The following is a 26,220-nucleotide window of genomic DNA, read 5'->3' as shown; positions in this document are numbered from 1 at the left end:
CAGTAATGTCTAATAACACTGTTACGTCATTGGTTTTGACGATTGAGCTACCTTTGAACCAACACCCAGCCATTGTTTATCTCTCTAAACTCAGTCCGGGGTCGCAATCAACAATGAAGCGCTCTCTTAACCTGATTGCTCAATTGTTAACTGATAATCAAGCTGACTATCTGACTTTGGATTGGTCAGGATTGCGCGAAAAACACACCCTAACTCTTCGCACCGCACTCATCAAAAATTACCAGCCAGCAACAGTTAACCGTATACTATGCGCCTTAAGAAGCGTTTTAAAGTCAGCTCTGCACTTAGATTTGATCAACCCGATTGATTATGCCCGTGCTGTTGCCATGAAGAGTCTGAAAGTATCTCAACAAGGGAACGGACGGGTGCTTAGTTTTGATGAGATTGATGCTTTAATGCAGACTTGTTTTAGCGATCTCACCCCGGCAGGTTTTCGAGATGCGGCACTCATCGCTTTGATTCGCGCTGCTGGACTGCGACGGGCTGAGGTGGTTAAGCTAGATCTCAAAGATTTTTATGAGCATGGAGAAATCAAAATTCACTCGGCTCACCCAAGAGTTGACCGGAGTGTTTATTTATCCAAGAGTGCGATCGCCATCGTGAATGATTGGATTGAAATCCGAACTCAGATCGATGGCCCCCTACTATGTCAAGTTAACAAGTCTGGCTGTGTAGTTCATCAACGGCTTACGCCCCAGTCCGTGTTATTCCTTTTACACAAGCGGGGTGAACAAGCTGGTATAAAACTATTCTCACCTCATGATCTGCGGCGGACATTCATTAGGGATTTGTTAAATGCTGGTGTTGATATCTCAACTGTACAGAGTTTAGCTGGACTTTCAACTCCTGCTCTGACTGCACGGTATCAGCATCGAACAGAGGATGCTCAAGCCACCACTCGCTCCTAGAAAAAGCTTTTTAGGTCGAGTATTGTTGCTAAAATGACGTGCAGTCAAGGGTTGTAACTCTTTATAATCTTTAGTATGAGACTGATTAAATTAATATGACTGATACGCCTGAGTACTTCCCAAGCAGACTAGACCGCATTGAACAAATCATGCTAGGGCTTGCTGAACGACAAGCTAACACTCAAGTGCAAGTAGATGAACTAAGGCAAGAAGTAAGAGAGCTTGCAGGTAAGGTCAATAATTTAACAGATAATGTCAACGATTTAACAGATAACGTTACTCGCGTTCTTGGGCGTAACGCAATTTTGGATGATGTACTACTTGAATTACGCGACTCTCACGAGAGAGACACACCAACGTAACTTTGAAGAACACCAACGCACCACCAACGCTGCACTACAAAGTCTTGAAGCTATCTTAGTGCAGTTGACAAGGAATCGTTCTTGAAGGTGTTGAAGCGAGCGCAATTAAAAACCAGGGACTGAAACCTCTCTTAAGGCCTCAACAATTGAGTATACCTCACGTTGCAATTTCTCTTAATCTCTATCAGACATTGAAACTTCTGATTCAAGTTATTTTTTCTTGGCTACTACATAAATGCTAAAACATATATATGGTTGATTTTGAAGTTTGGGATAAACTATTACGTCAATATGTCGATCAAGAAGGTCGTGTAAACTATGCCGCTTGGAAAACAGAACAACCCCAAGTTTTAGATCAATGGTTATCAAGCCAAACAACATCTTTCCTCAAACCCAACATCAACACTTTGGAAAAACTAGCATTGTGGATTAATCTTTACAATGCTTTGACTATTTCCAGTATTTTAAAAAGATACCCATTAGACTCGATTGTACCTAAAATTTTGGGTGTTCCTAATTGGTTAGCTTTTGTATGGTTTTTCCAGCATCGCTCTTATTATGTCTTTGGTCAGCATTATAGCCTAGCTCAAATCGAACACCAATTTCTGAGAAACGAATTGCCAGAGTCACGAATTCATTTTGCGATTGTTTGTGCTTCTGTTGGTTGTCCATTATTGCGTTCGGGAGCTTACTTTCCTGAACAAGTTATGCAACAGTTAGATAAAGATGCCTATCGTTTTATTAATAATCCACAAAAAGTTTATTATGACTTTGATAGTCAAACACTCTACTGCAATAAAATCTTCAAGTGGTATCGCCAAGATTTTTTAAAAGTTGCATCTTCTATTCCTGAATACATTCATTCGTATTTAAAAATAGATGTCCCATTAACTGCGGCAACACCAATATCTTATCTAGATTATGACTGGAGTTTGAATCACCGAATTTCTTGATAAAACTGCTTGAGATAATTGGTGTCAACGCCAATTCCCCACAAAACTCCAATATAAAGGTAAATTGCTGTAGCTTTCAAACTACCCCAGCGTACTACCCGGCGATCTGAACTTTGAACGATACGGTTAATTAAAACAATTCGTCCTTTGTTTACTAATCTCAAGCATAAATCTCCATCCTCCATAATTGGTAATGCTTCATTGAATCCACCGCATTCTTGAAAATCTCGTTGACGACAGAACATAACTTGATCTCCAAACAGCAGACGCAATCCTTGAAAAAATAAATGCGGCCTAAAAATTAACGGGGCATAATAAGTTTTTAGGTAGTTATGCAAGGATATCCCCCAGCGAGTAGTTCGAGAGCCTGTCATTAACGAAATGAATCCTCCACAAGCAACGCTAGGCTTTGCCAAGGTATCTTGAATGATCGCAGCAGCATCATCAGGAATCCATGTGTCTGCATGGAGAAAACAAAGTATATCTCCGGTTGCTGCTGATGCTCCATAATTCATCTGAATTGCCCGTCCTCGTTGTTCACAACAGAGAATTTGTATATTTAATTGTTGATTCAATGAGCCTAAAACCTGTTTAGCGATTGCTACTGTTTCATCTTCGCTACCACCATCCACTACTATTACTTCTTTGACAGATGGTTTCAATATACTCAGTTGGTGCAAGGTGCGCTCCAAGCTACTTGCCTCATTAAAAGTAGGAATAACAATTGAAACTTCAGACATAATAAAAAATTTTGAACTTTTCAACTAAAATAATTAGCTATTTATTTCCTGTACTAATACATCATCCTTTGGATATGTTTCCTAAAATTGCATAGTTTGATTGAGTCTGTATATAATGCAAAAATTACTAAATAAATCCAGTGTAAATTTAGCTCATTTTAGATGCTAATCAGCATGGTAAATTCTTTTGAGGAGTTTTCCCCAGAGTACATTATAAGGATGTACAAGATTTGTTAAATTTTCGTCACTTTTGACTATGGGTCGTTCCTCATTAGCCCACTGAAACAAACCACCTCTCAAATTAAAAATTTGCTTATAGCCTTTACTCTGAAGCTGTTGGGCAGCTTTAGCACTCCGATACCCAACTGAGCAATAGACAACGATTGCTGTAGCTTTTGAAACTGTCGAGAGTGCTGTTATATTACTTGTATTAGCATCAATACGCACAGCCCCTTTGATATGACTGACAGCATATTCTGCTTGGCTTCGTGCATCAAGTATAAACGGCTGTGGTTTTGTAGGATCTGTTAGCCAATAAGCAAATTGTTCTGTTGTAATTTGAGCAACAGTTGGAAAACTTATTTGGATAAAAAGTTTAAGTAAGCTGAAAACCATTGGCTCTAATTTTTCATTTTTTTTGACATTCATATACTTCTATTCACTTTGACCTTTAAATACTATGTCACTCAACCAAGGATTAAAGTTATCAAAAATTAAACTTCCTAATAAAACTGAGATTTTTTGCTTGCAAAAAAATGAGGAAATATTTTTAATGTATGAACAGGTACAAGATTATTTTAAACATGGGATTGAATTAAATGAAGGAGATACCGTGTTTGATGTAGGAGCTAATATTGGTCTATTTTCTTTATGGGTATATAAATTGTGTAACAAAAATGTAAATATTTATGCCTTTGAACCTGTCCCTCAAATATTTCATATTTTAGAACAGAATCTCAAAATACTTAATACAGAAAAAATTAAAGCTATTCCTTATGGAATTTCACAAATCTCGAAGGTTCAAAAATTTGCCTACTATCCTAATACTACATCTATATCTACTGCATACCCAGATGCTTCAAAAGCGGAGAGAAATAAATTCAAACAAGCTGCTTTACAGAAAATCAATACTATCAGGGAAAATAAAGAGTTTTCTTCTCCTTTATATTGGTATACTACCATACCTAGTTTTTTGCTTGATTTTGTGCTTCAATATAAATTGAAAAAGGCTTTTATAGTAGAACAAGTTACTTGTTCTTTAAAAACTTTAACAGAAGTTATACGTGATTATAAGGTTCAAAAAATTGATTTATTAAAAATAGATGTAGAAAAAAGTGACCTAGATGTTCTATTAGGAATAGAGAAAGAAGATTGGCAAAAGATTAAACAAATTGTAATTGAAGTACACAATCTCGAAAATAGAATAGACCAAATCTCAGAATTATTAAGAAGTCAAGGATTTAATCAAATCACAGTAGAGCAAGAACAATATCTTATTGGGACAGATATCTGCAACATATACGCTTTACGATGAATGTGACTAGGAATTCATTGCTGGGGCAGTTTAAATCCCAGATGTAATTGCAGAAGATGAGGCAACGGGTTACGTTTTCGCAAATTCTATAACAGTATTAGAAAACTCTGCCCCAGATTCCACAATGTCACCAGTTCTCTCTAGCTACTGCTCATCAGAAAACCAACGTTGCCAAATCTCCCTGATTTTTACCACTGACTCATCCCCTCAAAAGTCCTGCTACTAAAACACTGTAGATTTTTTATACAAAGTATGCGCTTTTACGGACTGTAACACGAAATCTATTTTGTGGAGGTTATATTACTTAACTTGAAAGCTGTACGTATTAAATGGTTTTTTGTTACAATACCTTTGCCAAAATAAGAGCCTACAAAAATTTTGGCAAAAACGGCAAAATGACTCATACATAAGCATTTAGCTGACAAGGTGGTTTGGAAGCTCAAACCCTTGATACTGTGGCAAGACATTAAAAAATGCTTGCGGGAAACCTTGAAGGAATTTTTAGGGCTTATTGTTTTTGCCAAACCTTTGAGAACAGGACGTTAATAGATTAACTCAACCTCGTAAATTGGCGAAGGTATTGTTGTTACCAAGCTTTTTTCTTTATCCAGAAATATTAATAGCTTTGCTATAAATAGCTTGCAGGGCTATTCGATAAGGCAATTTCAATATGGCTTCTAAAGGAACAGCATACTTACTGTGGCTATTTTGGCTTATTGGCTTCGCAGGCATACATCGGTTTTATTCTGGTAAACCACTGTCGGGAATAATTTGGTTATTTACCAAAAATATGGGTTTAAAGCCTCGTCCTTGAAGGGCGACTTTGCTTAATTTAAAAATCATTTGAGTTTTTATCTCCATATTTTTGGTAAAATACTAATATGAAAACCTTGAAGTTTAAGCTATATCAACACAAAAGAAATAGACACCTCAAACGCATGATAAATGCTGCTGGGGTAATCTATAATCATTGCATTGCCCTCCAAAAACGCTACTACAGAATGTGGGGCAAGCATTTAAGTTGTACAAAACTTCAGTCTCATATTGCCAAATTAAGAAAACGTAATCCTTTCTGGCAAACAGTAGGTTCTCAAGCAGTACAAGATATTTGTCAACGCATCGAGAAAGCCTATCAGTTATTCTTTAAACATCATAAAAAAGGAGTTAAACCACCAGGATTTAAGAAAGTTAAAAAGTACAAATCATTCACCCTCAAACAAGCTAGTTATAAGTTTTTGGGTGGCAATAGGGTAAAAATTGGTCATCGAATATATCAGTTTTGGAAATCCAGAGAGATAGAAGGAACGGTCAAAACCTTAACCATTAAACGTACACCATTAGGTGAATTATTTATGGTTGTGGTGGTTGATGAAGGGAACAAACCAGAAGTTGAAGTCAAGACGGGTAAAATCGCTGGCTTTGATTTCGGCTTGCGTACCTTTCTCACTTGTTCAGACGGTACAACAATTGAGTCTCCCCATTTTTTTAAGCAATCCCTAAACGCCATCAAAGTAGCCAGCAGACAGCATTCCAAAAAGTTGAAAGGCTCAATCAATCGTGAACGAGCCAGGAAGAATTTAGTACGCAGATATGAGGATATTTCTCATCGTCGGCGTGATTGGTTTTGGAAGTTGGCGCATCATTTGACTGATCAGTTTGATGTGCTATGTTTTGAAACACTCAACCTTAAAGGAATGCAACGTCTTTGGGGTAGAAAGATATCAGACTTGGCGTTTGGGGAGTTTCTACAAATTCTCGAATGGGTTGCCAAACAGAAGAATAAATTGCTTGTCTTCATCGACCAGTGGTATCCATCCACTAAGACTTGCGCTAGTTGTGGTCATGTTCTAGAAGAGTTGGATTTATCTATTAGACAATGGCGTTGTCCATCTTGCCAATCAGTGAACGCAAGGGATGAAAACGCATCTAAAGTGATTGAAATGGTTGGGGCATCAGCCATTGGGTTAGGTGATCTAAGTCGGGTTATACCTGCAATTGCTGTTTGAGCCTAGAATCCCCACCCTTCAAGGGTAGGGAGTATGTCAATTGGGGTCTGTTTGGGTTCGGACAGCTAATAGATTTGGCGCTCATCCCGACAATGGTAGATGAAAAAAATCTCAAATATATCGCATTGCGTGGTGGCAATCAAACCAATACTCAGACAGTAGTTGTTAATCTTGGTGGACAAGTTGGTAGCCCCTTTCCCGGACAAATAACTATCCACGATGCTGCTACGATACAACCACAACCAACTATCCCCCAACTTAACCCGAATCCACAAAATGATATGGTCACAGTTTTGAAATTGGCTCAAAATCAAGGCGGTAGCATTTCTGTTGTGGATGCCGTTATTGAAACTGGCAAGCCTGCACCAGAAATTCGCGCTCTGCTGGAAAGTCTTTGCACTGACGGATTGATGGAAGTTTGCAACCACGAATCTACAGGTGCTGTTATTTATCGCTTACTTTAACCAAAGAGTGCTTGAATTTGAATTTGAATTTAAATGCAGATTTTATTTGACCTGTTCCCAAACCCCAACCTGAGCCGCAATTGCCATCCTCTGGGCATTTTCAAATGCTATCTGGTTTGGGCATTCCACACCAGACTTACTCATCTTCGCCAGCCCTCCTTTGAGTAGTTCCTCCTGAAAACTGATTTCAGCCTCCCCAGAACCTTACATGGTCGCACGGTAAAAGACAGATACCAAGGCTCAGTAAATTACGATTTGATTGCCCAAGCGGTCAAAAAAGTCAATTGTCCAGTCCTAGCTAACGGAAATATCTACTCGGCGGCACAAGCACTATCGGTACTTGACCAAACAGGTGCAGCTGGTGTGATGGTCGGTCGTTGGGCAATCGGTAATCCCTAGATCTTTCATCAAATTCGCCAAGCATTGCGCTCCCTTCCGATTACACCTGTTCCTTTAACAGAAGTACGCAATTACATTGACCGCTTATGCCAAACCCCAGAAGCCATCCATATTCCAGAACGGGCGCGTGTCGGCTACCTCAAAATGTTTCTCAACTATATCGCTTTAAGTGTTGATGCTGGAGGTCATTTCTGGCGGCTGATGCGGCAGGCACAGACTGAAGTTGAACTTTTTCAGATATGCGATCGCTTTGTGTTGGCTGACTCTACCCAGTCTTTAGCCTTAGCTCCTTACTCCGGTATTTAAATATGTATGATCTGCTTGTTGGGGGTCGAGAACACTATTTATTTTCCACAGATGTTAATTTTAATGGATACAATGGCTCACAACCATTTAATTGCCAAATCCTAAATACCAGTACAGCAGCTACAGTTAGCCATACACAAGAGAATGATAAAATCATTCCTGCTATTGGATTAGTTTGCCAATAAATTGCTGTTACTACTACCGCTGATAACCAAGGACCTAAAATCACTACAGGAACAGCCGCACCTAATCTGCGTTCTACTGTAAAAATCGTATTCCATGTATCTCCTAAAGCCAGATGTACCACAAATAAAATTAGAGGCAGCACTAAAAAGTGGTGATTCATTTCTTGCCAAACTAATACAGAAGAAATTACTCGCAAAACAGCTATAATCATCCAAACGATAGGAAAAGCTAAAGGTGGCGGCGACCACCTTGGTCTAATTACTTGGTCGTATGTTTGACGAGAACGGGTATTATCTAAAAGAGAAAAGGTTCGGGAACGGATACTTAACAGAGTAAAAAATAATCCAGTTAATGAAGTACTAAACCAACTGGGAAGAAAAGAATTGTTATCAATCAGCATTACTAATTTTTCCATACCCAGCAAAGCAAGAATCATTGTTAATATCTGTAAGATAGTGCCTAGTTTATAAACTAAAACTGCCTTGATATCTAGTTCTTCAGTAGTAGATGTTAATGGCTTTGTAGGCTGTTGCTGGTTACTATTTTTTACCCCCATCACTGTATTGACAATCTGTGCGAGTATTCCACTATTATTGGATTGAGCCATAATTTGGTAATTCTTGAGGTGCTTTAATTAAGGAGAATAAGTCATTATATGGTTAACACTTACTAGAGAGTTATCTTTTGAGCGCATCAATACAAAAAGAAGCTTGTTAGCACGATTTCTTGCATAAAATTGACTTATCCAGCAACGCAATTTTGATATTTTGTTCCAGAAAAATCGCTGTGTTTACGTCAGTACCAGCTTTTGGGGGGTCACAAATTTAAAGTTACTAACTGTTGATGCCTTGACTAACGTTGTCAGGCGGGCTAGTTCATTATTGCAAAAGCCGCTAAGATTTGAGGAATAAATTGTTCGCGCGTCGATGTTTCATTTTTCCCCAGATGAACAATAACTAGTTGGTGTGAAGGAATAATAGCAATGTATTGATCCTGAAATCCTTGAGCGGTAAGAATTTGTTTTTTTCCAGATGGTGTAGCAATATTCATCAACCAAAAATGAGCGCCATAATTCTTCTTGGGGGACAGTTCAGTTGGTGTACGGCTGTACTTTACCCAGCCCTGTGGTAAGATGCGTTGTCCTTCCCATACACCATCTTGTAAATAAAATAGACCAAATCGCGCCCAATCCCTTGCGGTAGCATACATGAAAGACGAGCCAACAAAAGTTCCCGATGCATCCGGTTCGATCACAGCACTCTTCATACCCAAGCGATCAAATAAGGCGCGACGGGGGAATGTTAGATAATCCGCATCGTTTCTGAGCGCGTTGCGGATCACACGGGAAATAATGTTAGTTGTCCCACTTGAATATTGCCACTTAGTATCTAGAGCGGCTTCTAAGGGCTGGTTTGCTGCATAATCAGCTACATTTGCCCGACCAAATAGCATTTGAATCAAATCTCCTAGAGGATTTGATTCTGTTTCATTAAACTTCAGCCCGCTACTCATACGTAGCATCGAATCTAGAGTAATTTCGCTGCGGCGATCGCCCCGATTGTTCCACTGTGGCATCAGATTTTTATCTGTGAGCGATAGTTTACCCTCCTTCACCAGAATCCCCACCAGTGAATTAATTACGCTCTTGGTCATCGACCATCCAGGTAAAGGCATTTGAGCGGAAAACCCTGGTGCGTAGCGTTCGGCGACAATCTGACCTTGATAAACAATAACTACCGCCCTAGTGTGCTGCTGCTGGAAAACCCTGTTTAGAGCTTCTTTGAGGAGTTTTTGGTTAATTTCAGGTGTTTCTTGCTCTGTTTGTCCTTCTAACCATCTTTCATTTAGTTCTTGGGGAGCCAGCCGCATTGACTTAACTTGTGAGCGCAACTTGGCTGGAGAACTATCGATGACTAGAGTACAACCAAGTCCATCACGAAAGATAGCTTGATGTTTTATCCAGTCGAAACTGCTTGCTGTTACAGATTGTTGTGGGCGATCAATCTGAACTTGTATTGACTTGACAATTGACTGCTCCAGTGCCGATAAACCTTTGATCTCGGCTAAAACATCTTGGTTGAAAATAGATTCACGAGTTCGCCCAGAGACAAACACACCCGAACAGAATTGTTTTGCTTGATAAGCCGTACCAATACTCAAGACTCGCCACAAGGTATAGCTAAAATAGCTTGCCACACCCAAACTAATTAACCCTAAACTCAAAAATATATACTTGAGTCTTTGTTTCATTTAGTAACTACCCATTTTTGATATGGCAGCATTTAAAATCATTTAGGCTTCATTCCAAATACTGAAAATCATACTTCATCCCAAAACCTGCCTCAACCCCATCTTCAATACTGCCTCCGCAGTGTAATACAACTTTTGCTCTCTAAATATGCTACCTGTCCGGCTGATGATACCCAACTGCCAGCACTGCCCTGTGTGTAATAAACGATGAGGACGCTGTTGTTAATGCAAAGTACCGTGTCAACTTTGGTTTGGGACATTTGTGAGTGTGAAGTTGAGTTATCTGCAATTGTCTTCGATGAAGAAGCGGAAATTACACAAATTTTAAGTTTTTCTTGTAGCTTACTATTTACGCTCATCACCAGGGCTGTCAAGCATTGCTTATTGGGGTGAACGTGGGTGTTTTGCTAATATGGCTGTGGATTACTTATCAAAATATTACTGTGCAGAATATGGTTTTAGGGAATATTTTGCTCTGCAATGTCTACAAACAGGGCTAGTCATCGATTTCGATGCTTGAGCCACTTGTTTTCTACACTTGCTGCACTAGTCTAAACCCAAACCCACAATAAGCGCGATGTCTGACGATCAGCCGCGAAGCGCGTCTACGCGGTTGATTGTACTATTTGAATGACGCGGCTCTCATAAACACCAAGACACCACAAACACTGCTCTAGAGGCAATCACAGTTGACTCGCATTCAGTCTTGAGGAGATCGCCAACAGTACGGCAGGGTAGGCGTACAAAATTTCCCTTTTGATCATCAATGCCCTGGTTCAGTAATTGTTTGAAATAGATAGCCTGAACCCCTAGCTGTCAAAATTAACTCTGGATTTTCCGGGTCATCTTCTAGCTTTCCTCTCAGTCGTGAGATATGCACATCTACCACACGAGTATCTGCGTGCTGTTCTGAAGTATACCCCCAGACTTGCTGTAGCATTTCTCCGCGAGATAAGGGTTGCCCTGAGTTGATCACCAGCAACTCTAGCAGACTGTACTCTACGGCAGTTACACGAATTCGCTCGTCATCTTTGTAAACTTGTCGCTTGTTGGTATCGATTTTGATATTCCCAACATACATGATTCCCGAACTGGGAATGTTCGCAGCACTTGTTTTGTTGGCCCGTCGCCGCAGTACGCAACGAATTCTCGACTCTAGCTCTTTCGGGGAAAATGGTTTAGCGATGTAATCATCTGCACCTAACTCTAACCCAGTAATCCGATCTGCAACATCTGCCAAGGCTGTGAGCATGATTATTGGCACATCTGATTGGTTGCGGATTTCTTGGCAAACACCATAACCGTCTAGTTTTGGCATCATCACATCCAGAACAATTAAGTCCGGCAAGGATGAACGGAACAGTACTAATGCTTCTTCGCCATCACCAGCCGTGACCACATCGTAACCAATCATGGACAGTCGCGTTTCTAAAATCCGGCGAATACTTGCTTCGTCATCTACCACTAGGATTTTTTCTTTACGAGTGTCCACGTTTTCAAGGCTTATGTACGGTTTGGAAATTATGATATTCGAGCCAGCCATTATTAAGGTTTTTGCTCCCACATATCTTATTTAAACTTTTGTTAACTCATCATTACCGAATCTGAGTTGACGGGTTTTGCGAATCGGGTTAGACAAGGATTAGGTTACGATATATTTACAAGAGCATTTGTTGAGCAAAATGTTACTTGAATTTAGTAAGTATTACAAAATCAGGAGGAAAGCCTCATCGCCATCCAAAAGCAACTAATTAACTCACAAATCAAGTCACCCCAAGTTTTCTTGATTGATCACGAAAATAACAATCGTGGTTTAATAGATACTTCCACAGCTTTAGAATTAGCCGAGAGCTTAGAGCTTGATTTAGTTGTAGTTTCTGAAGGCCAAGACGCTCCCATCGCCAAGATTCTCAACTATGGTAAGCTTCAGTATCAAAAGAAAAAACGTCAAGTCGCTTCGCTCCAATTCAAAATTCAAAATTAAAGACAATTAATGTCCGATTGAACTCACCACTTTCTTGTTGACTACCAAATCTGCATATTGTGGTGGGGGCTTGTACCCAGAATTCATTAATTCAAAATTATTTCCATTCTTCATTTTGAATTTTGCATTTTGAATTCAAAAAAGGTCAGGGACAAAGTGCTAGACCAACTGTGAAAGAAGTTCGCCTGCGTCCTAATATTGGTGCTGCTGATTATAACTTACGTATTGAGCAAGCTGTTAAGTGGTTAAGTAAAGGTGATTCGGTTAAATTTGCTATTCGCTTACGTGGTCGAGAAAATCAATATCGTGAACAAGCTGGCGAATTGTTAGAACGGATAGCCACTGCCTTAAGCGAAGTAGGTAAAGTTCAATCACTTGATAAACGTTCACTTACTGCTCAAATTATTCCTGCTTAAATTAATTTCCTAGCTATTAGCTATTCTTTAACCCAGAGTCATATCTAGCTGTCTGATTCGGATTTCTCACAATTAAAAAGCCGAGCTAGTTTAGCATTAACCATTTTTTGAATTGGAGCGAAGCGACTTGACAATGCCATAGCTGTTCTGGACGTTTACCAGGGCAGCTTTGCTCTTGTGGAGTTGATATAAAGGAATTTTTGACTGCTGTCCCTGATATACAAAAGCTTTTAGATGATTAATATTGTTACCCTTTCTGGTTTGGTTTTAACTATTATTGAGATAAATTAGATTCGGTAACTGCTGGAAAACTCTCAAAATTCCGCCGTACCCAATCCATTCCCACTTCATTGTTCAACTTGATCCGTTGTGGTGTATTGGCATAAATCTTACTTAAAATTCTTGCGTCTTGCTCTACGACTACATTAATCAACTTTAAAAGATTGCCTTTAATTAAATGTGCAATCGGAGAATGTGCTTTCATGTACATCAACACAAACATACGAGATTGATGCTCTGTTTCTGGAAGATAGAAGTGGCATTCTTTCAGACTCAACAGCTTATTTTCGCCGTGCATCAATCCCATAAATGGAAAAAAGTTTTCTAAATGAGCTTCTAACACTTTTGGCATCGCTAGTTGACCAGGATTTTTGAAAATATCACGCAAAGTAGGCTGTTTTCTAGGCTGCATCAAATAAGCATGAGAATGTAACCCTTCGTCAATAAACTGCTTCACCTGAACTTCTTCAATCTCAAATAATTCTCGATGCGTCCCGTTTTGATGGTTGTAATCGTGCATATTCAGCAACAAGCTTAAAATATCAGTTGGAACGCTGCGTTCTCCCGTAACTCCAATGAATTCATAATTTACGGCAATTTCATTCATAATGTTTGGAATTGATATCTTCGGTTCATGTCCTCCATAAGTCCAAACAAAGTCTCCTTGGATAACTAAATCTAGCGGCTGCATTAACGATTTAGTTTGTTTGTGAGAACCAGGTAGGACTGTACAACCCGAATCATCAAATTCCAACGCATGAAAAGGGCAGGTAATTGAACTACTGCCATTGGGTTTCGTTACACACCAGCCCTCTGATAGCATTGCACCCATGTGAGGGCAAGCGTTGGGTAAGGCATTAATCCCACCGTGACTGTTTTTCCAAAGAACGTAATCATTACCCAACAAAGAAAATTTTCTCGGTTGATTAGGCCTGAGCATGGAACGATGTGCCAACAGCCACGGTGCGCCAAGCAATTGCTTCATAGTCACCAGAAGTTAACTTACTGATTAATTAGTAAGTTTATCAATCCTTTGCTGTACAGTCAATTCAAACATTAAATCTCTTCAGCCTCAATGCCTCTTTGGTACGATATAAGGGCAAACGATAGATTAAGATGCCGTGGTTCGACCCTGTAAACGAGTTGCAAAATCAGTCCGCCCAGTTCGAGATGCTCAGATGACACAGCAGCAAATTTTGGATGCCGCCGAGTCCGAATTTTCTCGGCATGGTTTAAGCGGCGCACGCCTCAGTGCGATCGCCGCGCACTCCAAGGTAACAACTGCTACACTTCACTACTATTTCCAGAGCAAGGAAAGCTTGTACAAGGCCGTCTTACAACGTCCGGTTGATGAAATTCAAACCATGCTTAGGGAATTGAATTTTGATAGTTTATCCCCCGAAGAAGCTCTCAAGCAGATTATTCGCATCGCTATTGCTAATGAAGCTCAAAATCCCCAACGTCAAATGCTGTGGTTTCAGGAAGCCAGCCAAAATCAAGGAGCTTACTTTAAGGAGTGTAACGTTCTGAGCCTTCATGAACATTTACTCAAGATTTTAGAGCGCGGCATCGCACAAGAATATTTTCGCCCTCTCAACCCATTTCTGGCTCTGACACATATCTTAAGTGTTTGTCTGTTTTACTTCACCGTTCATCAAAACTGGAAACATTTAACGCCAGACATTGATCGCCTCAGTCCTGACATGATTGAAGAACATACCCAAGAAGCGATCGCTTTTATTTTGGCAGCTGTCAAACGAGCCACAACATAGTAAATCAATCACCCAATCAACCCCAAATGCCGATGAAATGCTTCAACCGCATTCGCCACACCATCCTCAGCCCTAATTTTCTCGCCTAGCTCCTGGGCTTTTTGAAGCATTCCCTCATCACCCAGTACAGCTTCAATCGCTGCTGCCAGAGTTTTTTCTGTTAATTCTTTGTAGGGTATCGGTTTGGGGCTGACTCCGAGACGCATTAGCATCTCACCCCAAACAGGCTGATCTGCAAAAAATGGGATGACGATTGAGGGTATCCCTGCACGTAACACTGCCGCCGTTGTCCCTGCACCGCCATGATGTCCCATTGCTTTCACTTGGGGCAGCAGCCAATCATGTGGGACATCGGGAATCACAAACACTCTTAGCGAATCCTTGGGATTAACTATTTTGCCTACGTTTCCCCAGCCTGATAGTATGATGCCGCCTTGATGCGTTTTCTTTAGGGCTTCCACAATATAGTAGGTCAGGTATTCTGGATTGGGCATGGTCATACTGCCGAATCCAAAACACAAGGGAGCTTGCTTGAATCCCAGGAAATCGAACAGTTCGTCAGGGGCTTGGTCTTCGTATTCCTCGGCACGATCAATAAACCAAAACCCAGTTACGTAAGCCCACGCTGGCCAGTCCCTTGGTCTTGGGATGACATGAGAGCTAAACCCATACAGCACAGGAATTCTCGATACATTAGCTGGAGTCCTTCGTCTAAAGCGACTACCCAAGAACTGTAGCGGCAGCAATTTCAACGTTTCGGTTCGGAAGGAGTTGATTAGTTTCCGATGTTTCTGCCAGTACAGGAACTCTGCAATGAAATAGCTGGCATAATTAATGACTTTCTTTAGCGGATTTTTTGTTGGTCGAGCGAATTTCAAAAAACCGAACGTGCTTGTGGGAGTCAACGGCAGTACCGATGCAAAGAAGCAGGGTACGCCTAATTTCTCTGCAATGTGGTATCCCCAGTTTGTTAAAGGTGTGTAGATAATTACTTCTGTTCCTTGGCAAGCCTTCCAAGACGATTGCATCTGTTGAAGCAACAACTTATCACTCACCATCGGGACTTTTTCTCCCGCAATCAATCGCATCCCTTTTTTTGATTGCAATAGTTCTTGCGAATTGCCAGCTGTAGGGGCAAACTCCAAATCAAACTGTCTCACGAATGACTCAAAGTTTTCGTTTGCTGCCATTGTTACCTCATGCCCTGCGCGTTTCAAGCCAATAGCTAGGGCGCAGTATGGTTGCACGTCGCCCCTGGAGCCAAATGTCAGGATCGTAATCTTTAGTTTTCGCTTTGGTGGACTCTGGCTCAATTGCTTCCCCTACTGGCAACTTCAGTTCTACTGATGAATTTTATCGGATTGGGGGTGGGTGTGGGAGATCGCCTTTGGGGTTGGCGTAGCCATCGCTGTTGTAAGTATGAACAATCAAAAGCTGCTCTTTCCTTGCGTCAGAGCAGCTTTAAGTAGTGGAGTTTATCTAAGGGACTTTTCGGCTGTTGCCCCTGGCTGTTTACATTCCCCTGTTTTTGGGAGTGTACATTAGCCAAAAATTGGGTCTGCATTAAGTTCCCACTGATGCTTGAGCAATTCTTTGTAAGTTGTTTCCTGAATTATCATCTGTTGATGAAGCACGAGTAACAACTCTTGAGCTTGTTCACGAGACATCTGCTGTACTTGGTCAGCAAAACTTCTCAGGCTAAATTCTTGTTCTAAGGATAAATTTATGGGTTGGTTCAAAGTTCTTATTGCCCAACTGGACGAAAACTAAAGGGTAAATGCTGCCTTGGAAGGAAGTCTTCATATTTATTCCCTCATCTCACTCGTACACTCATCACACTTATTGGTATTTCCTTGTTCACGAGATTTCGGTTAAATATGAATTTATATTAACAAGTGTAACAATATTTTTACAAACTTGCTGCCATCTCTTCTTGACTAGTAGAGGCAGAGGAGGCGGTAATACGGTTTGGATAAGGAACTTACTCGTCAAGGTATCTTGGGAGCAGGGGTGCAAGGGAGAATTGACAGTAACCTCTCCCCTGCCCCTTGTTCTCTTCCATAACAACCTGCTCTCTACCTACGCATTCGTTCAGGAATCTTTTGACCTTTCTCCTTCCTTGGTATCTAAAACTCGCTTTGCTGTGCATAGTCAACTTTTTCATGAAAGCAACCATCTAACAATTACCACTCTCCACATACTCAAACAATGGCAATTGAATCACTTGTGTTTGTTTCGCGTTTTCTAGATTGGACAATGCAATTCCTAACAGCCTAATACTACGGTTCTCCATCTCAACCGCCTCAAATAGTGCTGTGGCTGTGGTGATTATGATATCTAACTCGCGGGTGTAATTAGGTAGAGTCTTGCTGCGTGTGATTTGTTGATAATCAGAAAATTTGATTTTTAACGTTAACGTCCGTCCCCTTGTGGAGTTTTGTTCTAGTCGTTGCTGGACAATAGAAGCAATTTGTTCGAGTTCATGCAGCAGAATCGCGCGATCGCTCAGATTAACCGCAAATGATGTTTCTGCACCAACTGACTTGCGAACTCTCTTCGGTTCAACTATGCGATCATCCTCGGCTCTTGCTATTTTGTAATAATGATGTCCTACCTTCCCAAAATGTCTTGTTAACTCGGCAAGCGATTGCCCCTTTAAGTCTGCACCAGTATGTATACCTAGAGAGTGCATCTTGGCTGCTGTCACTTCTCCTATGCCATGAAACTTTTCAATCGCTAACCCTTCCACAAAAGCGATTGCATCCTCCGGTAAAATCACCGTTAATCCATTAGGTTTATTCTGTCCTGATGCCATCTTCGCCAGGAACTTATTAATCGACACTCCTGCTGTTGCTGTTAAGTTTGTTTCTTTGAATATTTCTGCTTTAATGTACCGAGCAATCGTGTAGGCGTAGGGGATATTTTGCTTATTCTCTGTCACGTCCAAGTATGCTTCATCCAAAGCTACCCCTTCGACAACATCAGTATAACGTTTGAATATAGAGTGGATTTGAGTTGAAACTTCTCGGTAGACATCAAATCTCGGTCTGACAAAGATTAATTCGGGGCATTTAGCGATCGCTGTGACTGATGGCATAGCTGAATGGATGCCGAATTTCCTGGCCTCATAGCTGGCGGCGGCTACTACCCCTCGCTGATTTGGACTACCACCGACCACTAATGGCTTGCCTCGGTATTGTGGGTTGTCCCGTTGCTCTACCGATGCGTAAAAAGCATCCATATCAACGTGGATTATTTTTCTCCAGGGCTTAGGTGTTGCGGCATCACACATTTATACTGGCGGCATTCTTCAAAAAACTAGAGTAGTATGTTTACTCATTCCGCCTCATTATAGTACACTCGAACTAATGCACTGCTCTCACCCTTACCTAAAACAATAGTTTTCATCCGGGAACAGTTAGAGGAATACCGTTATCTTTGGGTTTCAATTTCAGAATAAAGGGAACCGCTTTTAATGCCCATTTAGACGCTGATATATAAGAAGCTGCTGATTCTCCAAAGCAAATACTCAACATATCTGTATGAATAATCCCTGGATTCAGTGGAATAGCTGCCATACCTGCCGGTAATTCTTGTGCCAAAGACCGCGTTAACCCCTCTATTGCCCATTTAGATGCACAGTATGGTGCTACTTCCGGTGAAGTCGAACGTCCCCAACCCGAACTGAAATTTACGATAATACCTTGTTGCTTTTCTACCATTGCTGGCACGAAATGGCGAATTATATTCACTACTCCTTTGATATTGATATCTATCAACTGTGAAAATTCCTCAGACAATATCTCCCACAAAGGTGCTGGTGGGTTAACAATAGCTGCGTTATTAATCACTATATCTGGCGGCTCATATTTAGCCAGTATCTCTGTTGCCCAATTTTTTACTTGTTGCTCATTCGCTACATCTACAGTTGCAAAGTCATTAGGCGCACCAAAGCTATTTTTCATTTCTGCAATCGCCGCCAATGAACGAGCGCAACCAATCACTGTATGACCCTGTGCAATAAAACCCTCCGTCATAGCGTAGCCTAGACCTTTACTTACGCCCGTTATTAAGATCCGTTTGCCCATAATTATTTTCCCTACTCTGAGTTTTTTTGTAGCTAGAGTTTACTTTTCTCCCTGGTAGGGATAATAGTATTTTAAAAAGGTCTGTTCATCGGATTATGGGCTTGACTCCAGCAACTTATTCCACATCACTTCTTCTGCTTCCACTCAATCTTGTACTCCCGTTCCACGGCCACCAACAGCTTCGCTTGCAACGAAGACAAATACGGCTTCGCCTGTTTCCCCAACCCCTGCAACAGCCAATCCACTGACGGGTCATGGTCTGCCACTTGATGCAATCGCCGCAATCGCATACATAACTGTTGCATTGATTTACAATCATCATCTAGCAGTTCTAACGATTTTAGGTGTTCAATTTTGACTGTGTATTCCCCGTCCCAAGTTTGGACAGTACAACTGTAATCGCCAACATGAATTATTACACCCCAGCATCCGCCCTTACCTCGTAAATCTGGGTTATCTTTCGGGATGAGAATGCAGATTTCTCCTTCGCGGTAGGGATTCGGGATTTTTGTGCGTTCTCGAATCCTATCTACAACACTTTGGACTATGCGACCAGAGGGGATTTTATTTCCCGCTTCTTCTACTGCTTGCTCCCAAACATACGCTTGTTGAGATGCTTCTAGCTCGGCTTTCGCTAATGAGCGCACCTGTCTTTCACTTGTCGGCAGAGGAATTTGCCGACCATTGGTCGGCAAATGTTTTTGAAGATTCTCATACACTGTTGTAGCTGACATCTTCAGGTAGGCCGCATCACGGCTATAACCAAAGCGATCGCGGCAATACTCCTCAAATGTTTTGTGCGTTGAACGGTAAAGACGGCGATCTCGTAACTCCATCAGTGCTTTCCCTGCCGCATAAAACGCTGTTTCTACTTTCTCCTCTAACAGCAGGCGATCGCACTGTTCTTCCTGGGTCAACTCTGGAACTCCTACCGCCGCCACCTCAACAGTAATTACTTCTGCTTGTTCCTGCTTGGGCTGCTTTTTTGTTAGCTTTGTCTGTTTAGAGTCCGAGTGAGTAGATTTCATTCGTCTAGAAGATGGGTTGTTCATTCCCCTACCTCCAGGCTGATATGGCTGAGATAAATATTTCTTTGTGTCATCATGAGAATAGTCTTAATTATTCCTGCCCCATTCCTTAACTAAGGTTGTGGGGTTTTTCAATGCTTCTTATATCTTTGCATTTCTGCTGCTTGTGACCATTTTTTGAATTCAAAATTGGTAGAGTCGATGGGCGGTATTATCCGCCGCACCTCTCTGTTGAATCTGGGCGTGCCACTTTCGTTGCACCCAGCTTTCGATATTCTTAGCTTGCGCCTTTGCTCATGTGGGTATAATCGTGGCAGGATTCATGTACAGCAATTAGATTTTTTGGTTTCCAATTGTTGTGCTGCCCATCTATGTGGTGTAAGTGTACTCGTTCGCAATTAGTAAACTTTAAACCACAGTGTCCACATGAATGGTTTTGCCTTTTTAAGGCTTTAGAGGTTTCACCGTCGTAGAGTTTGCTGTTACGCTCACTCCAATACGTTAAGTCGCCGTCGAATGGTGATTTATTTCCTTTAACATTGACATGGCTATTTTCAGAGTAGGAAACTTTTGGAAATGCTTTATCTAACAGTTTTTTGCTAGTATGGCGATTCTGCTTGGTTTCTTTGTTAAATATCTTGTAAGTCCTTTTCTGGATGTGGTACAGACTAAATCTTGAGCCGTCCATTTTGCAGAACTTATGATAATTTCTCCATCCTCTAATTATTGGTGCTAACTTTTCAGTTTTTACCAACGAACCATAATTCGAGCAGTTGACGATGGCTTTTACCTTCTGACGGAGTTTTTGATAGTTGTCCATTGAAGGAGTACATCTAAATTTTCCGTTACTTTGCACTTTAAAGTGCCAGCCAAGGAAGTCAAATCCATCTGTCGAGGCGGTTGTCTTCGTCTTTTTTGAACTAACTTTTAATCCTCTTGCTGCTAGAAACTGACTAATTTTTTCAAGTATTTTTGTTTCATCGTCTTGGGGTTTAAGGATGATTACCATATCGTCGGCATACCGTACTGATTGGTGAATTTCCTCTATTCCGTTGAGGGCGATGTTAGCTAATAACGGGCTAATCACACCACCTTGGCAAGTACCTTGTTCTGGAAATTCAGGATTTATTCCTGCTTTTAAACAGCGAAAGATTCCTAATTTTATGCCGGATGGGGCGATAAGGTTGTCCATTATTATGGTGTGTGAGATTCGGTCGAAGCATTGCTCTATATCGAGTTCTATAACTCGTTTATTGATTCCGTTTTGTCTGGAGCTAAGATTTAGGAATAGGATTTTCTGGGCATCATACGCTCCTCGTCCTGGTCTAAAGCCGTAGCTCCTTTCATGGAATAATGCTTCGTGTGCTGGTTCCATAACAAACTTTGCAAGGCATTGCCATGCTCGGTCTGCAATAGTTGGAATTTTCAGCAATCGGATGGTAAATCCATCCTTTTTAGGAATGGGAATTGCACGTAACTTTTGGTGAATCCAATTGTTACTTTCTGCTTTTAACACTTTTAGAAGTGCAAAACGTTCCTGAAAATTTAAAGATGCTTTACCATCGATTCCTGCTGTTTTCTTTCCAGCGTTTAGCTGTGTTACTTGACGAATAGCCAGTAATTTAGCCGCAGTGGATTTCAGAATTAGTTTTTGAAGAGATTGGGCTTGACGCTTATCTCCGGCTCGAATTGCTTTAAACACTCGTTTTTGTAGGCGGAATAAATTACGTCGGAATTTCTTCCACGGTAGATTCTTCCAAGATTCACTAGCATTTGTGCTGTGCCTAATCATCCTCTAATTCCAAGCGCGTGTTCTCTGAATACCTTGCAGCAATTACGCCGCATCCTACCCAAATCAAAAGAGTTCCGTATCTCGTCTTACCTACCTGGGGTTCGACCTTCCCCAGGACTTTTGATTTGTTTTTCTTCGTTCCAAGAGATGATTGTTTTGTTCCATTAGGTAGTGCCAATTTAACCATCCGACCCCCAGGTTCTTACCGTTATTATTTTGAAATACGGCGGGGATTAGCTCTGATGAAGTCGGGTTCTAAGGATATGCCCCGCTTTTTTGTAGGTTACTTTTCTAGACATCTGTTTTACCGTAGGAACTCCCTGTTAGCGCCAGTGTCCACCCATAACGGTAGTCTGATTACGGTCGGGTAAGGTTTGAGCGTCACCGCTCTCCCCTCCCCTGAGAACCGTGCGTGAGACTTTCGTACTCACACGGCTCAAGCCTTACTTCAAGCGAGTTGACTTGGTTTTTGAATGTTCCTGTTTATGACACGCTTTGTGTAAATGCTGAAGGTTTTCTAGGTCGTCTAGTCCACCTTGGGCAACAGGAGATATATGATGGGTTTCAATTTCTTCCCCATTGAATAATGGTTCACCGCAGATTGGACAAGTCCAATTTTGGTTCTGAGCGATTTTATGGTTCCGAGAGTTTTTTTCCCAGTAGCTCTTACCATATTGTTGGTAGCGTTTTTCCCAATATTCTCCGAGTGAGGGGTCGTCTGGTGAGGCTTTACCCTTGACCTTTACATGGCGTTCGATGGGCGTGTGCGCTATTGGGTATAGGATTAAATCCTTTTGTTTCCCTCGGCGGTCGCTGGTTGTTGTAGCGAACGTCCATTTATTGCCATTGATGGTTTTAAAGTAACGCTTGTGTACCCATTTTGTATTTTTGTTTGGGTGTCTACGCTTTGCCCAACGCCAAAGGTATTCCCATGTTCTGCTTTTAACATAGGCGAAAGTTTCTTTGCTTACTACCCCTTTGTAATAGTTAGCAAAACCACGGAGAATTGGATTAAGTTTTTGAATAACTTTCTCTTGTTCGCTCCCATTCATTGCTTTAATTTCTTTCCCAATTCGCTTACAAAAATCTAGGACTTTTTTCTTCGAGGGTTTGATAAGCAGTTTGCCATTGTAGTGGCGGTGGTTGAAACCAAGAAAATCAAAACCATCTTCCATTGACGTAATTAGCGTCTTCTCCGAACTGAGTTCGAGTCCTCTTTTAGATAACCATTGCTGAATCTGAATTTGGGCAATTTCGAGACAGGATTTATCTCTAGCTGTAACGATAAAATCATCAGCATAGCGAACCACTCCAAGTTTTGGATTGGTGGATTTTATGAATGTTTCTAATCCATGCAATCCGATATTGGAAAGTAGGGGCGAGCAAACCCCACCTTGTGGTGTACCAGTGTTCGTTGGGTTAAATTTCCCTCTGAACAGAAATCCAGCTTTTAACCATCCTTCAATTAGGTTCCTTTTCGGAAACTTGCTAATCATGTTTAGGATGGATTCATGGGCAATATTATCAAAGAATCCTTTAATATCAGCTTCTAAAACCCATTTGTCTCTATCGCTTTTCAGTCTGATATAATTCTGACTAATTGCATCTAGGCAACTTCTACCGAGTCGGAATCCATAAGAATTTGGTTCAAACACGGCTTCCCATTCAGGTTCTAGTGAGTTAACTATTATTGCTTGTTCGATTCTGTCCCGCACGGTTGGGATTCCGAGCGGTCGTTTCTTACCGTTGGATTTGGGTATCTCCACCCGTTTTGTAGGTTGTAGATTTCCGCCGTTCCAATTATTAACTAAAATCACTCTTTGCTCTGGGGTATTGATTATTTCTTTATCAATTACTGCCGTTGCTTTGCCTTTATTGGTTTGAGTAATACGTCGAACAGATAATAATAGATTTGCGTAGCTTCTTTGCATCAACTTCTGTAAGTTTCTCAACTTTCGGAAGTTACCAAGTTCTCTTGCACGAAAGATTCTATGTCGTAGATTCTTAACAAGCTTGTTAACTTTACGCCAATTAATTTCGCTCCAGTTTTCAAGTTGTTTCTTTAGTCCGTTTGTAGACATTACTGCCTGCATCTAACTTGTCCTCGGATTAAGTTTCTTTGACATTTAGTTCTTTCGTATAAGACCCAGATGAAGTCTGCTTTCCTTTCGGTTAGAGGCAAATTTTGAACCTCTATCCTATCCATTACAGATAGGCATTCGCTTTTTCATCCATCCTCTCCCCTCCAGAGATTTCTGCTTTCCTTATGGTTGGCTTACTAGAAATATCGACATTTTCTAGACTCTGTAGGGTTTACCCCGTTGTGTCGTTTAGTTTTTATGTCATCAATTAGGTGCTATTTCTTCTGCGGCAAGATTTTGTTCATACGATATTTAAAACAGGGAGTTAAATATCCGCTTGCTTACCTTTTGGTTGGAGCTTATCAGCCTTATTTAGCTCCTTGCTGGATAACGCAGTTTAAAACAATAGTTCACGTTAGTTCACCGTTTGATGACTCTCTCTCGCTCCTAACCGGCTTAGGCTGCTAGTCTCGGTTACTTTCGGGGTCTGCACTCCGTCTGTTTCGTTACCTACTTGGACGTGACCAGACTCTCGCAGAGTCTTTTCCGTGAGAGTAGCGGGTATGAATCCGCTAGGGAAGTGGGCTTCCCTTTCTAAACGACCAGTTCGGGTCGCACCCCTGTTTCCAGCTTCATTCTCCAAGTAACGAGCTTGGTCGATGTGGGCAGATAAGGAGTCAAGCATGAACCTTGCTAGTAGGGTTTACACCTACATCGGTCTCTTAGTTCAAGGTTACTTTAGGTGTTCACCTTGGGCAGTTTATTTACGGACTTAATACCGTGATTCAACTACCAACGAATCGCACCAAAATTCAAAATTCAAAATGAATAATAAGAATAATTTTGAATTAATTAATTTTGGGTTTCAAGCCCCCGCTAAATTTTCAATTTAGCGGTCTTCAATTAGTGGTGGGTTCAAGCCCCCACTAATTGTCTTTAATTTTTAATTTTTAATTGGAGCGAAGCGACTTGACAATGTGTTCAATTTAAATTTCCAACAGTCATTATATTTCTACGATTCCTGAATATCTGGGCATAGAACACCAATTAGGGCTGGGCAGACCACTCGTATTTGTCCCTAATCTGTTGTATCCTATTTATTCTGTGTAATTTTTTAGTCTCGATTTTACGTTCTTTCTGGGGCTGCTTCAAAAGCTTTATCTCTGGGTAACTCCGCTCTTTTTCGCCACTACTTTTTACATTTTTTAACTCTTATGAAAATCATCAAAAAATCTGACAAGCTTACCCTCAGACAGATGCGGGAAATCGAGTTGGCCGAAGACCAACTTCTTCAAGCGGCTGATCCAGTTCCTCCTTTACCACCTGTAGTTGAGCAACCTATAACTGTTGCCCCAGACCCTCAACCTAGCTATATCCCATTACTTGACAATCCTCCGGTTCAGTCTGTGGGTAACTCCGGCTGGCAAGTTTCTGATGTCTGGCGGGATTTGCGGGTAGATCGCTTCTGCGATTGATAATCTATCTATAGATAGTTGCAATAATTAACGCATATATCACCTATGCGTATCAGTAGTCAGCTAAAATAGGCTACTGATTTGTTTGGGCTTTCTACTAGAGTTGAAAAAATTTGTAGTAAATTCTTACCTAGTAATACTCACGGGATTTATTTTTTTTTCAAAGGTATAGTCATATACTTTTAATATTTATGTGTATTACTGTGAGATATCATGTGAAGTTTGATGGTGTTAGGACGTAAGCAATTTCGATTATTAATGTTTTTATAACATCATCATTTCTGCTTGATACATAAAATGCTTAAGTTCAGCTTTAAAATCAGGATCTTAGGTTGTAGATTTTGGCTTTATTTGAAAGTGTAGTGATTAGCTAATTCACACTTCTAGTAAATTTATTTTTTAGCATTTAAATAATTCTCAAAATTTAGTATTTTTGACTGGTAATAGTAATTACTTTTAAATGCAGTCTTACCTTTTATTGGCAAGCGTCTAAAGATAGATAAATTAAGATTCTTTTCTATCTCCAGATGTATTGACTATTTACTCATTTAAAAATAGACACATAAAAAATTTAATATGATTTAATATTAAATCTCTCAAGGTTGATATTATCTAAAAATATGTTAAAGTCTGTATAAAATATTTATGAATCTACCTTCTGATTCAATTTATTAAAAAACATCTAATGTCTGACGTTAGATATTAAATAACAGCTAATTATAAATCTCAATTTTAAGTATGAACAATTACTTCTCTCCCTATAAACCAGCATATACTTTATCTGAAAGATTTGAAAGATTCAGTGCTATTTTCACTGCTACTTCTACCGTTGCTTCACATTTACTTCTGCAAACTAGAACTAAGTTTGCTGCCTCTGTGGAAGTTACAGATCGCTGTAATGCTGGATGTCATTATTGCTACGTCTATTCTTCCGAATGGGATCAAAATAAACGTATACAAGGATATTTACAATTATCTTCAAAAGAACATCACCAAAGAGAAAAACAAGTTTTTGAAACCTTAGAAAAGCTTCACAAGCAAGGTATTGTGGGAGCATCCACTTTTGGAAGATATACAAGTTCTGGGAGAAGATAACAACAGATAAAACAGTGTGTATGACTCGCCATGAACCAAGATAAACAAGAACGAATCAAAGCCTGCTTACAAGAATTGTCA

The 26,220-nt window shown here is 40.6% G+C and carries 26 protein-coding genes and 2 pseudogenes; 14 read left to right on the top strand and 14 right to left on the bottom strand.

The features are described 5' to 3' along the window. The first annotated feature begins 5 nt into the window (after positions 1 to 5). From IQ244_RS25990 to IQ244_RS25980, 3 genes are all read left to right on the top strand, one after another. Positions 6 to 929, top strand: a complete 924-nt coding sequence (locus tag IQ244_RS25990; protein ID WP_193899356.1) for a tyrosine-type recombinase/integrase — start codon at positions 6 to 8, stop codon at positions 927 to 929. A gap of 95 nt (positions 930 to 1,024) precedes the next feature. Continuing rightward, positions 1,025 to 1,291 carry a hypothetical protein gene (locus tag IQ244_RS25985; protein WP_228059162.1) on the top strand — a complete coding sequence of 89 codons (267 nt, stop codon included), beginning with the start codon at positions 1,025 to 1,027 and terminating at the stop codon, positions 1,289 to 1,291. 251 nt (positions 1,292 to 1,542) lie between these two features. Continuing rightward, positions 1,543 to 2,244 carry a DUF547 domain-containing protein gene (locus IQ244_RS25980; protein ID WP_193899354.1) on the top strand — a complete coding sequence of 234 codons (702 nt, stop codon included), beginning with the start codon at positions 1,543 to 1,545 and terminating at the stop codon, positions 2,242 to 2,244. Here IQ244_RS25980 and IQ244_RS25975 read toward each other — a convergent pair. Beyond that, a complete protein-coding gene (locus tag IQ244_RS25975; RefSeq protein ID WP_193899352.1) occupies positions 2,229 to 2,984 on the bottom strand; it encodes a TIGR04283 family arsenosugar biosynthesis glycosyltransferase in 756 nt (251 codons plus the stop codon). The genes IQ244_RS25980 and IQ244_RS25975 overlap by 16 nt on opposite strands. A gap of 165 nt (positions 2,985 to 3,149) precedes the next feature. Next, positions 3,150 to 3,632 (bottom strand): rhodanese-like domain-containing protein, encoded by a 483-nt coding sequence (locus tag IQ244_RS25970; RefSeq protein ID WP_228059161.1) that lies wholly within the window; start codon positions 3,630 to 3,632, stop codon positions 3,150 to 3,152. A gap of 31 nt (positions 3,633 to 3,663) precedes the next feature. Between IQ244_RS25970 and IQ244_RS25965 the strand changes: the two genes are divergently transcribed. The 5 genes and pseudogenes from IQ244_RS25965 to IQ244_RS25945 form a co-directional block, all read left to right on the top strand. Next, on the top strand, positions 3,664 to 4,518 hold the full coding sequence (locus IQ244_RS25965; protein ID WP_193899350.1) for an FkbM family methyltransferase: 855 nt from the start codon (positions 3,664 to 3,666) through the stop codon (positions 4,516 to 4,518). A gap of 670 nt (positions 4,519 to 5,188) precedes the next feature. Next, a pseudogene (locus tag IQ244_RS32745) lies at positions 5,189 to 5,254 on the top strand (hypothetical protein); the annotation flags it as partial. 145 nt (positions 5,255 to 5,399) lie between these two features. After that, positions 5,400 to 6,524 (top strand): RNA-guided endonuclease InsQ/TnpB family protein, encoded by a 1,125-nt coding sequence (locus IQ244_RS25955; protein WP_193899346.1) that lies wholly within the window; start codon positions 5,400 to 5,402, stop codon positions 6,522 to 6,524. Continuing rightward, positions 6,521 to 6,988 (top strand): hypothetical protein, encoded by a 468-nt coding sequence (locus tag IQ244_RS25950; RefSeq protein WP_193899344.1) that lies wholly within the window; start codon positions 6,521 to 6,523, stop codon positions 6,986 to 6,988. The genes IQ244_RS25955 and IQ244_RS25950 overlap by 4 nt, the downstream gene beginning before the upstream one ends. 201 nt (positions 6,989 to 7,189) lie before the next feature. Beyond that, a pseudogene (locus IQ244_RS25945) lies at positions 7,190 to 7,693 on the top strand (tRNA-dihydrouridine synthase); the annotation flags it as partial. A 34-nt stretch (positions 7,694 to 7,727) separates the two neighbouring features. Here IQ244_RS25945 and IQ244_RS25940 read toward each other — a convergent pair. Beyond that, positions 7,728 to 8,486 carry a TspO/MBR family protein gene (locus tag IQ244_RS25940; RefSeq protein WP_193899342.1) on the bottom strand — a complete coding sequence of 253 codons (759 nt, stop codon included), beginning with the start codon at positions 8,484 to 8,486 and terminating at the stop codon, positions 7,728 to 7,730. Between the two features lie 263 nt (positions 8,487 to 8,749). Then, the gene (locus IQ244_RS25935) at positions 8,750 to 10,129 is read right to left on the bottom strand and encodes a serine hydrolase domain-containing protein (RefSeq protein WP_193899340.1); all 1,380 of its coding nucleotides are present in this window, start codon (positions 10,127 to 10,129) and stop codon (positions 8,750 to 8,752) included. A gap of 225 nt (positions 10,130 to 10,354) precedes the next feature. Between IQ244_RS25935 and IQ244_RS25930 the strand changes: the two genes are divergently transcribed. Next, positions 10,355 to 10,522 (top strand): hypothetical protein, encoded by a 168-nt coding sequence (locus tag IQ244_RS25930; protein WP_193899338.1) that lies wholly within the window; start codon positions 10,355 to 10,357, stop codon positions 10,520 to 10,522. 370 nt (positions 10,523 to 10,892) lie between these two features. Here IQ244_RS25930 and rpaB read toward each other — a convergent pair whose 3' ends face one another. Beyond that, positions 10,893 to 11,621 (bottom strand): response regulator transcription factor RpaB, encoded by a 729-nt coding sequence (gene rpaB, locus IQ244_RS25925; RefSeq protein WP_193899336.1) that lies wholly within the window; start codon positions 11,619 to 11,621, stop codon positions 10,893 to 10,895. Positions 11,622 to 11,858: 237 nt separating this feature from the next. Here rpaB and infC (IQ244_RS25920) point away from each other — a divergent pair, with 237 nt between their 5' ends. Together infC (IQ244_RS25920) and infC (IQ244_RS25915) are read left to right on the top strand one after the other, a co-directional pair. Next, entirely contained in the window at positions 11,859 to 12,113 is a 255-nt protein-coding gene (gene infC, locus IQ244_RS25920; RefSeq protein ID WP_193899396.1) for a translation initiation factor IF-3, read from the top strand. Positions 12,114 to 12,283: 170 nt separating this feature from the next. Beyond that, the gene (gene infC, locus IQ244_RS25915) at positions 12,284 to 12,529 is read left to right on the top strand and encodes a translation initiation factor IF-3 (protein WP_322746106.1); all 246 of its coding nucleotides are present in this window, start codon (positions 12,284 to 12,286) and stop codon (positions 12,527 to 12,529) included. A 274-nt stretch (positions 12,530 to 12,803) separates the two neighbouring features. Here the strand turns inward: infC (IQ244_RS25915) and IQ244_RS25910 are convergent, their stop codons facing one another. Beyond that, the gene (locus tag IQ244_RS25910; protein ID WP_193899334.1) at positions 12,804 to 13,793 is read right to left on the bottom strand and encodes a Rieske 2Fe-2S domain-containing protein; all 990 of its coding nucleotides are present in this window, start codon (positions 13,791 to 13,793) and stop codon (positions 12,804 to 12,806) included. A gap of 193 nt (positions 13,794 to 13,986) precedes the next feature. Between IQ244_RS25910 and IQ244_RS25905 the strand changes: the two genes are divergently transcribed. After that, complete coding sequence (locus tag IQ244_RS25905; protein WP_193899327.1) at positions 13,987 to 14,580, top strand: TetR/AcrR family transcriptional regulator; 594 nt, start codon at positions 13,987 to 13,989, stop codon at positions 14,578 to 14,580. Positions 14,581 to 14,588: 8 nt separating this feature from the next. Here IQ244_RS25905 and IQ244_RS25900 read toward each other — a convergent pair whose 3' ends face one another. The 8 genes from IQ244_RS25900 to IQ244_RS25865 form a co-directional block, all read right to left on the bottom strand. Beyond that, positions 14,589 to 15,893, bottom strand: coding sequence for a glycosyltransferase (locus IQ244_RS25900; RefSeq protein ID WP_228059157.1), 1,305 nt, complete (start codon positions 15,891 to 15,893; stop codon positions 14,589 to 14,591). Positions 15,894 to 16,121: 228 nt separating this feature from the next. Continuing rightward, positions 16,122 to 16,319 carry an NblA/ycf18 family protein gene (locus tag IQ244_RS25895; RefSeq protein WP_193899323.1) on the bottom strand — a complete coding sequence of 66 codons (198 nt, stop codon included), beginning with the start codon at positions 16,317 to 16,319 and terminating at the stop codon, positions 16,122 to 16,124. Positions 16,320 to 16,756: 437 nt separating this feature from the next. Beyond that, positions 16,757 to 17,821 carry a DNA polymerase IV gene (dinB, locus tag IQ244_RS25890; protein WP_416209792.1) on the bottom strand — a complete coding sequence of 355 codons (1,065 nt, stop codon included), beginning with the start codon at positions 17,819 to 17,821 and terminating at the stop codon, positions 16,757 to 16,759. A 163-nt stretch (positions 17,822 to 17,984) separates the two neighbouring features. Next, positions 17,985 to 18,668 (bottom strand): SDR family oxidoreductase, encoded by a 684-nt coding sequence (locus IQ244_RS25885; RefSeq protein WP_193899310.1) that lies wholly within the window; start codon positions 18,666 to 18,668, stop codon positions 17,985 to 17,987. Between the two features lie 125 nt (positions 18,669 to 18,793). Beyond that, on the bottom strand, positions 18,794 to 19,720 hold the full coding sequence (locus IQ244_RS25880; RefSeq protein WP_193899309.1) for a hypothetical protein: 927 nt from the start codon (positions 19,718 to 19,720) through the stop codon (positions 18,794 to 18,796). A 253-nt stretch (positions 19,721 to 19,973) separates the two neighbouring features. Further along, positions 19,974 to 21,488 carry a group II intron reverse transcriptase/maturase gene (locus IQ244_RS25875; RefSeq protein WP_193899307.1) on the bottom strand — a complete coding sequence of 505 codons (1,515 nt, stop codon included), beginning with the start codon at positions 21,486 to 21,488 and terminating at the stop codon, positions 19,974 to 19,976. A 443-nt stretch (positions 21,489 to 21,931) separates the two neighbouring features. Beyond that, a complete protein-coding gene (ltrA, locus tag IQ244_RS25870) occupies positions 21,932 to 23,569 on the bottom strand; it encodes a group II intron reverse transcriptase/maturase (protein WP_228059156.1) in 1,638 nt (545 codons plus the stop codon). A 415-nt stretch (positions 23,570 to 23,984) separates the two neighbouring features. After that, the gene (locus IQ244_RS25865) at positions 23,985 to 24,254 is read right to left on the bottom strand and encodes a hypothetical protein (RefSeq protein ID WP_193899303.1); all 270 of its coding nucleotides are present in this window, start codon (positions 24,252 to 24,254) and stop codon (positions 23,985 to 23,987) included. 529 nt (positions 24,255 to 24,783) lie between these two features. On the opposite strand from IQ244_RS25865, the gene IQ244_RS25860 reads away from it, so the two are divergent. Together IQ244_RS25860 and IQ244_RS25855 are read left to right on the top strand one after the other, a co-directional pair. After that, complete coding sequence (locus tag IQ244_RS25860) at positions 24,784 to 25,044, top strand: hypothetical protein (protein ID WP_193899301.1); 261 nt, start codon at positions 24,784 to 24,786, stop codon at positions 25,042 to 25,044. Positions 25,045 to 25,782: 738 nt separating this feature from the next. Further along, on the top strand, positions 25,783 to 26,139 hold the full coding sequence (locus IQ244_RS25855; RefSeq protein WP_193899299.1) for a hypothetical protein: 357 nt from the start codon (positions 25,783 to 25,785) through the stop codon (positions 26,137 to 26,139). The last annotated feature ends 81 nt before the right edge of the window (positions 26,140 to 26,220 follow it).

It is taken from the genome of Nostoc sp. LEGE 06077 (assembly GCF_015207705.1).
Classification (GTDB): domain Bacteria; phylum Cyanobacteriota; class Cyanobacteriia; order Cyanobacteriales; family Nostocaceae; genus Nostoc_B.
The sequence above is the reverse complement of the archived record's forward strand: the minus strand, read 5'-3'. Positions and strand labels throughout refer to the sequence as shown.

Excerpts from the sequence above, each read along its gene's own strand:
- IQ244_RS25855 (WP_193899299.1), top strand. The coding sequence starts at position 25,783 with ATGAACAATTACTTCTCTCCCTATAAACCAGCATATACTTTATCTGAA.
- IQ244_RS25910 (WP_193899334.1), bottom strand. The coding sequence starts at position 13,793 with ATGAAGCAATTGCTTGGCGCACCGTGGCTGTTGGCACATCGTTCCATG.
- IQ244_RS25980 (WP_193899354.1), top strand. The coding sequence starts at position 1,543 with ATGGTTGATTTTGAAGTTTGGGATAAACTATTACGTCAATATGTCGAT.
- IQ244_RS25985 (WP_228059162.1), top strand. The coding sequence starts at position 1,025 with ATGACTGATACGCCTGAGTACTTCCCAAGCAGACTAGACCGCATTGAA.
- IQ244_RS25990 (WP_193899356.1), top strand. The coding sequence starts at position 6 with ATGTCTAATAACACTGTTACGTCATTGGTTTTGACGATTGAGCTACCT.
- ltrA (WP_228059156.1), bottom strand. The coding sequence starts at position 23,569 with ATGTCTACAAACGGACTAAAGAAACAACTTGAAAACTGGAGCGAAATT.
- IQ244_RS25940 (WP_193899342.1), bottom strand. The coding sequence starts at position 8,486 with ATGGCTCAATCCAATAATAGTGGAATACTCGCACAGATTGTCAATACA.
- IQ244_RS25860 (WP_193899301.1), top strand. The coding sequence starts at position 24,784 with ATGAAAATCATCAAAAAATCTGACAAGCTTACCCTCAGACAGATGCGG.
- IQ244_RS25875 (WP_193899307.1), bottom strand. The coding sequence starts at position 21,488 with ATGATTAGGCACAGCACAAATGCTAGTGAATCTTGGAAGAATCTACCG.
- IQ244_RS25975 (WP_193899352.1), bottom strand. The coding sequence starts at position 2,984 with ATGTCTGAAGTTTCAATTGTTATTCCTACTTTTAATGAGGCAAGTAGC.
- IQ244_RS25930 (WP_193899338.1), top strand. The coding sequence starts at position 10,355 with ATGCAAAGTACCGTGTCAACTTTGGTTTGGGACATTTGTGAGTGTGAA.
- IQ244_RS25880 (WP_193899309.1), bottom strand. The coding sequence starts at position 19,720 with ATGAACAACCCATCTTCTAGACGAATGAAATCTACTCACTCGGACTCT.
- dinB (WP_416209792.1), bottom strand. The coding sequence starts at position 17,821 with ATGGATGCTTTTTACGCATCGGTAGAGCAACGGGACAACCCACAATAC.
- IQ244_RS25970 (WP_228059161.1), bottom strand. The coding sequence starts at position 3,632 with ATGAATGTCAAAAAAAATGAAAAATTAGAGCCAATGGTTTTCAGCTTA.
- IQ244_RS25955 (WP_193899346.1), top strand. The coding sequence starts at position 5,400 with ATGAAAACCTTGAAGTTTAAGCTATATCAACACAAAAGAAATAGACAC.
- IQ244_RS25935 (WP_193899340.1), bottom strand. The coding sequence starts at position 10,129 with ATGAAACAAAGACTCAAGTATATATTTTTGAGTTTAGGGTTAATTAGT.
- IQ244_RS25885 (WP_193899310.1), bottom strand. The coding sequence starts at position 18,668 with ATGGGCAAACGGATCTTAATAACGGGCGTAAGTAAAGGTCTAGGCTAC.
- IQ244_RS25965 (WP_193899350.1), top strand. The coding sequence starts at position 3,664 with ATGTCACTCAACCAAGGATTAAAGTTATCAAAAATTAAACTTCCTAAT.
- IQ244_RS25905 (WP_193899327.1), top strand. The coding sequence starts at position 13,987 with ATGACACAGCAGCAAATTTTGGATGCCGCCGAGTCCGAATTTTCTCGG.
- IQ244_RS25865 (WP_193899303.1), bottom strand. The coding sequence starts at position 24,254 with ATGCTTGACTCCTTATCTGCCCACATCGACCAAGCTCGTTACTTGGAG.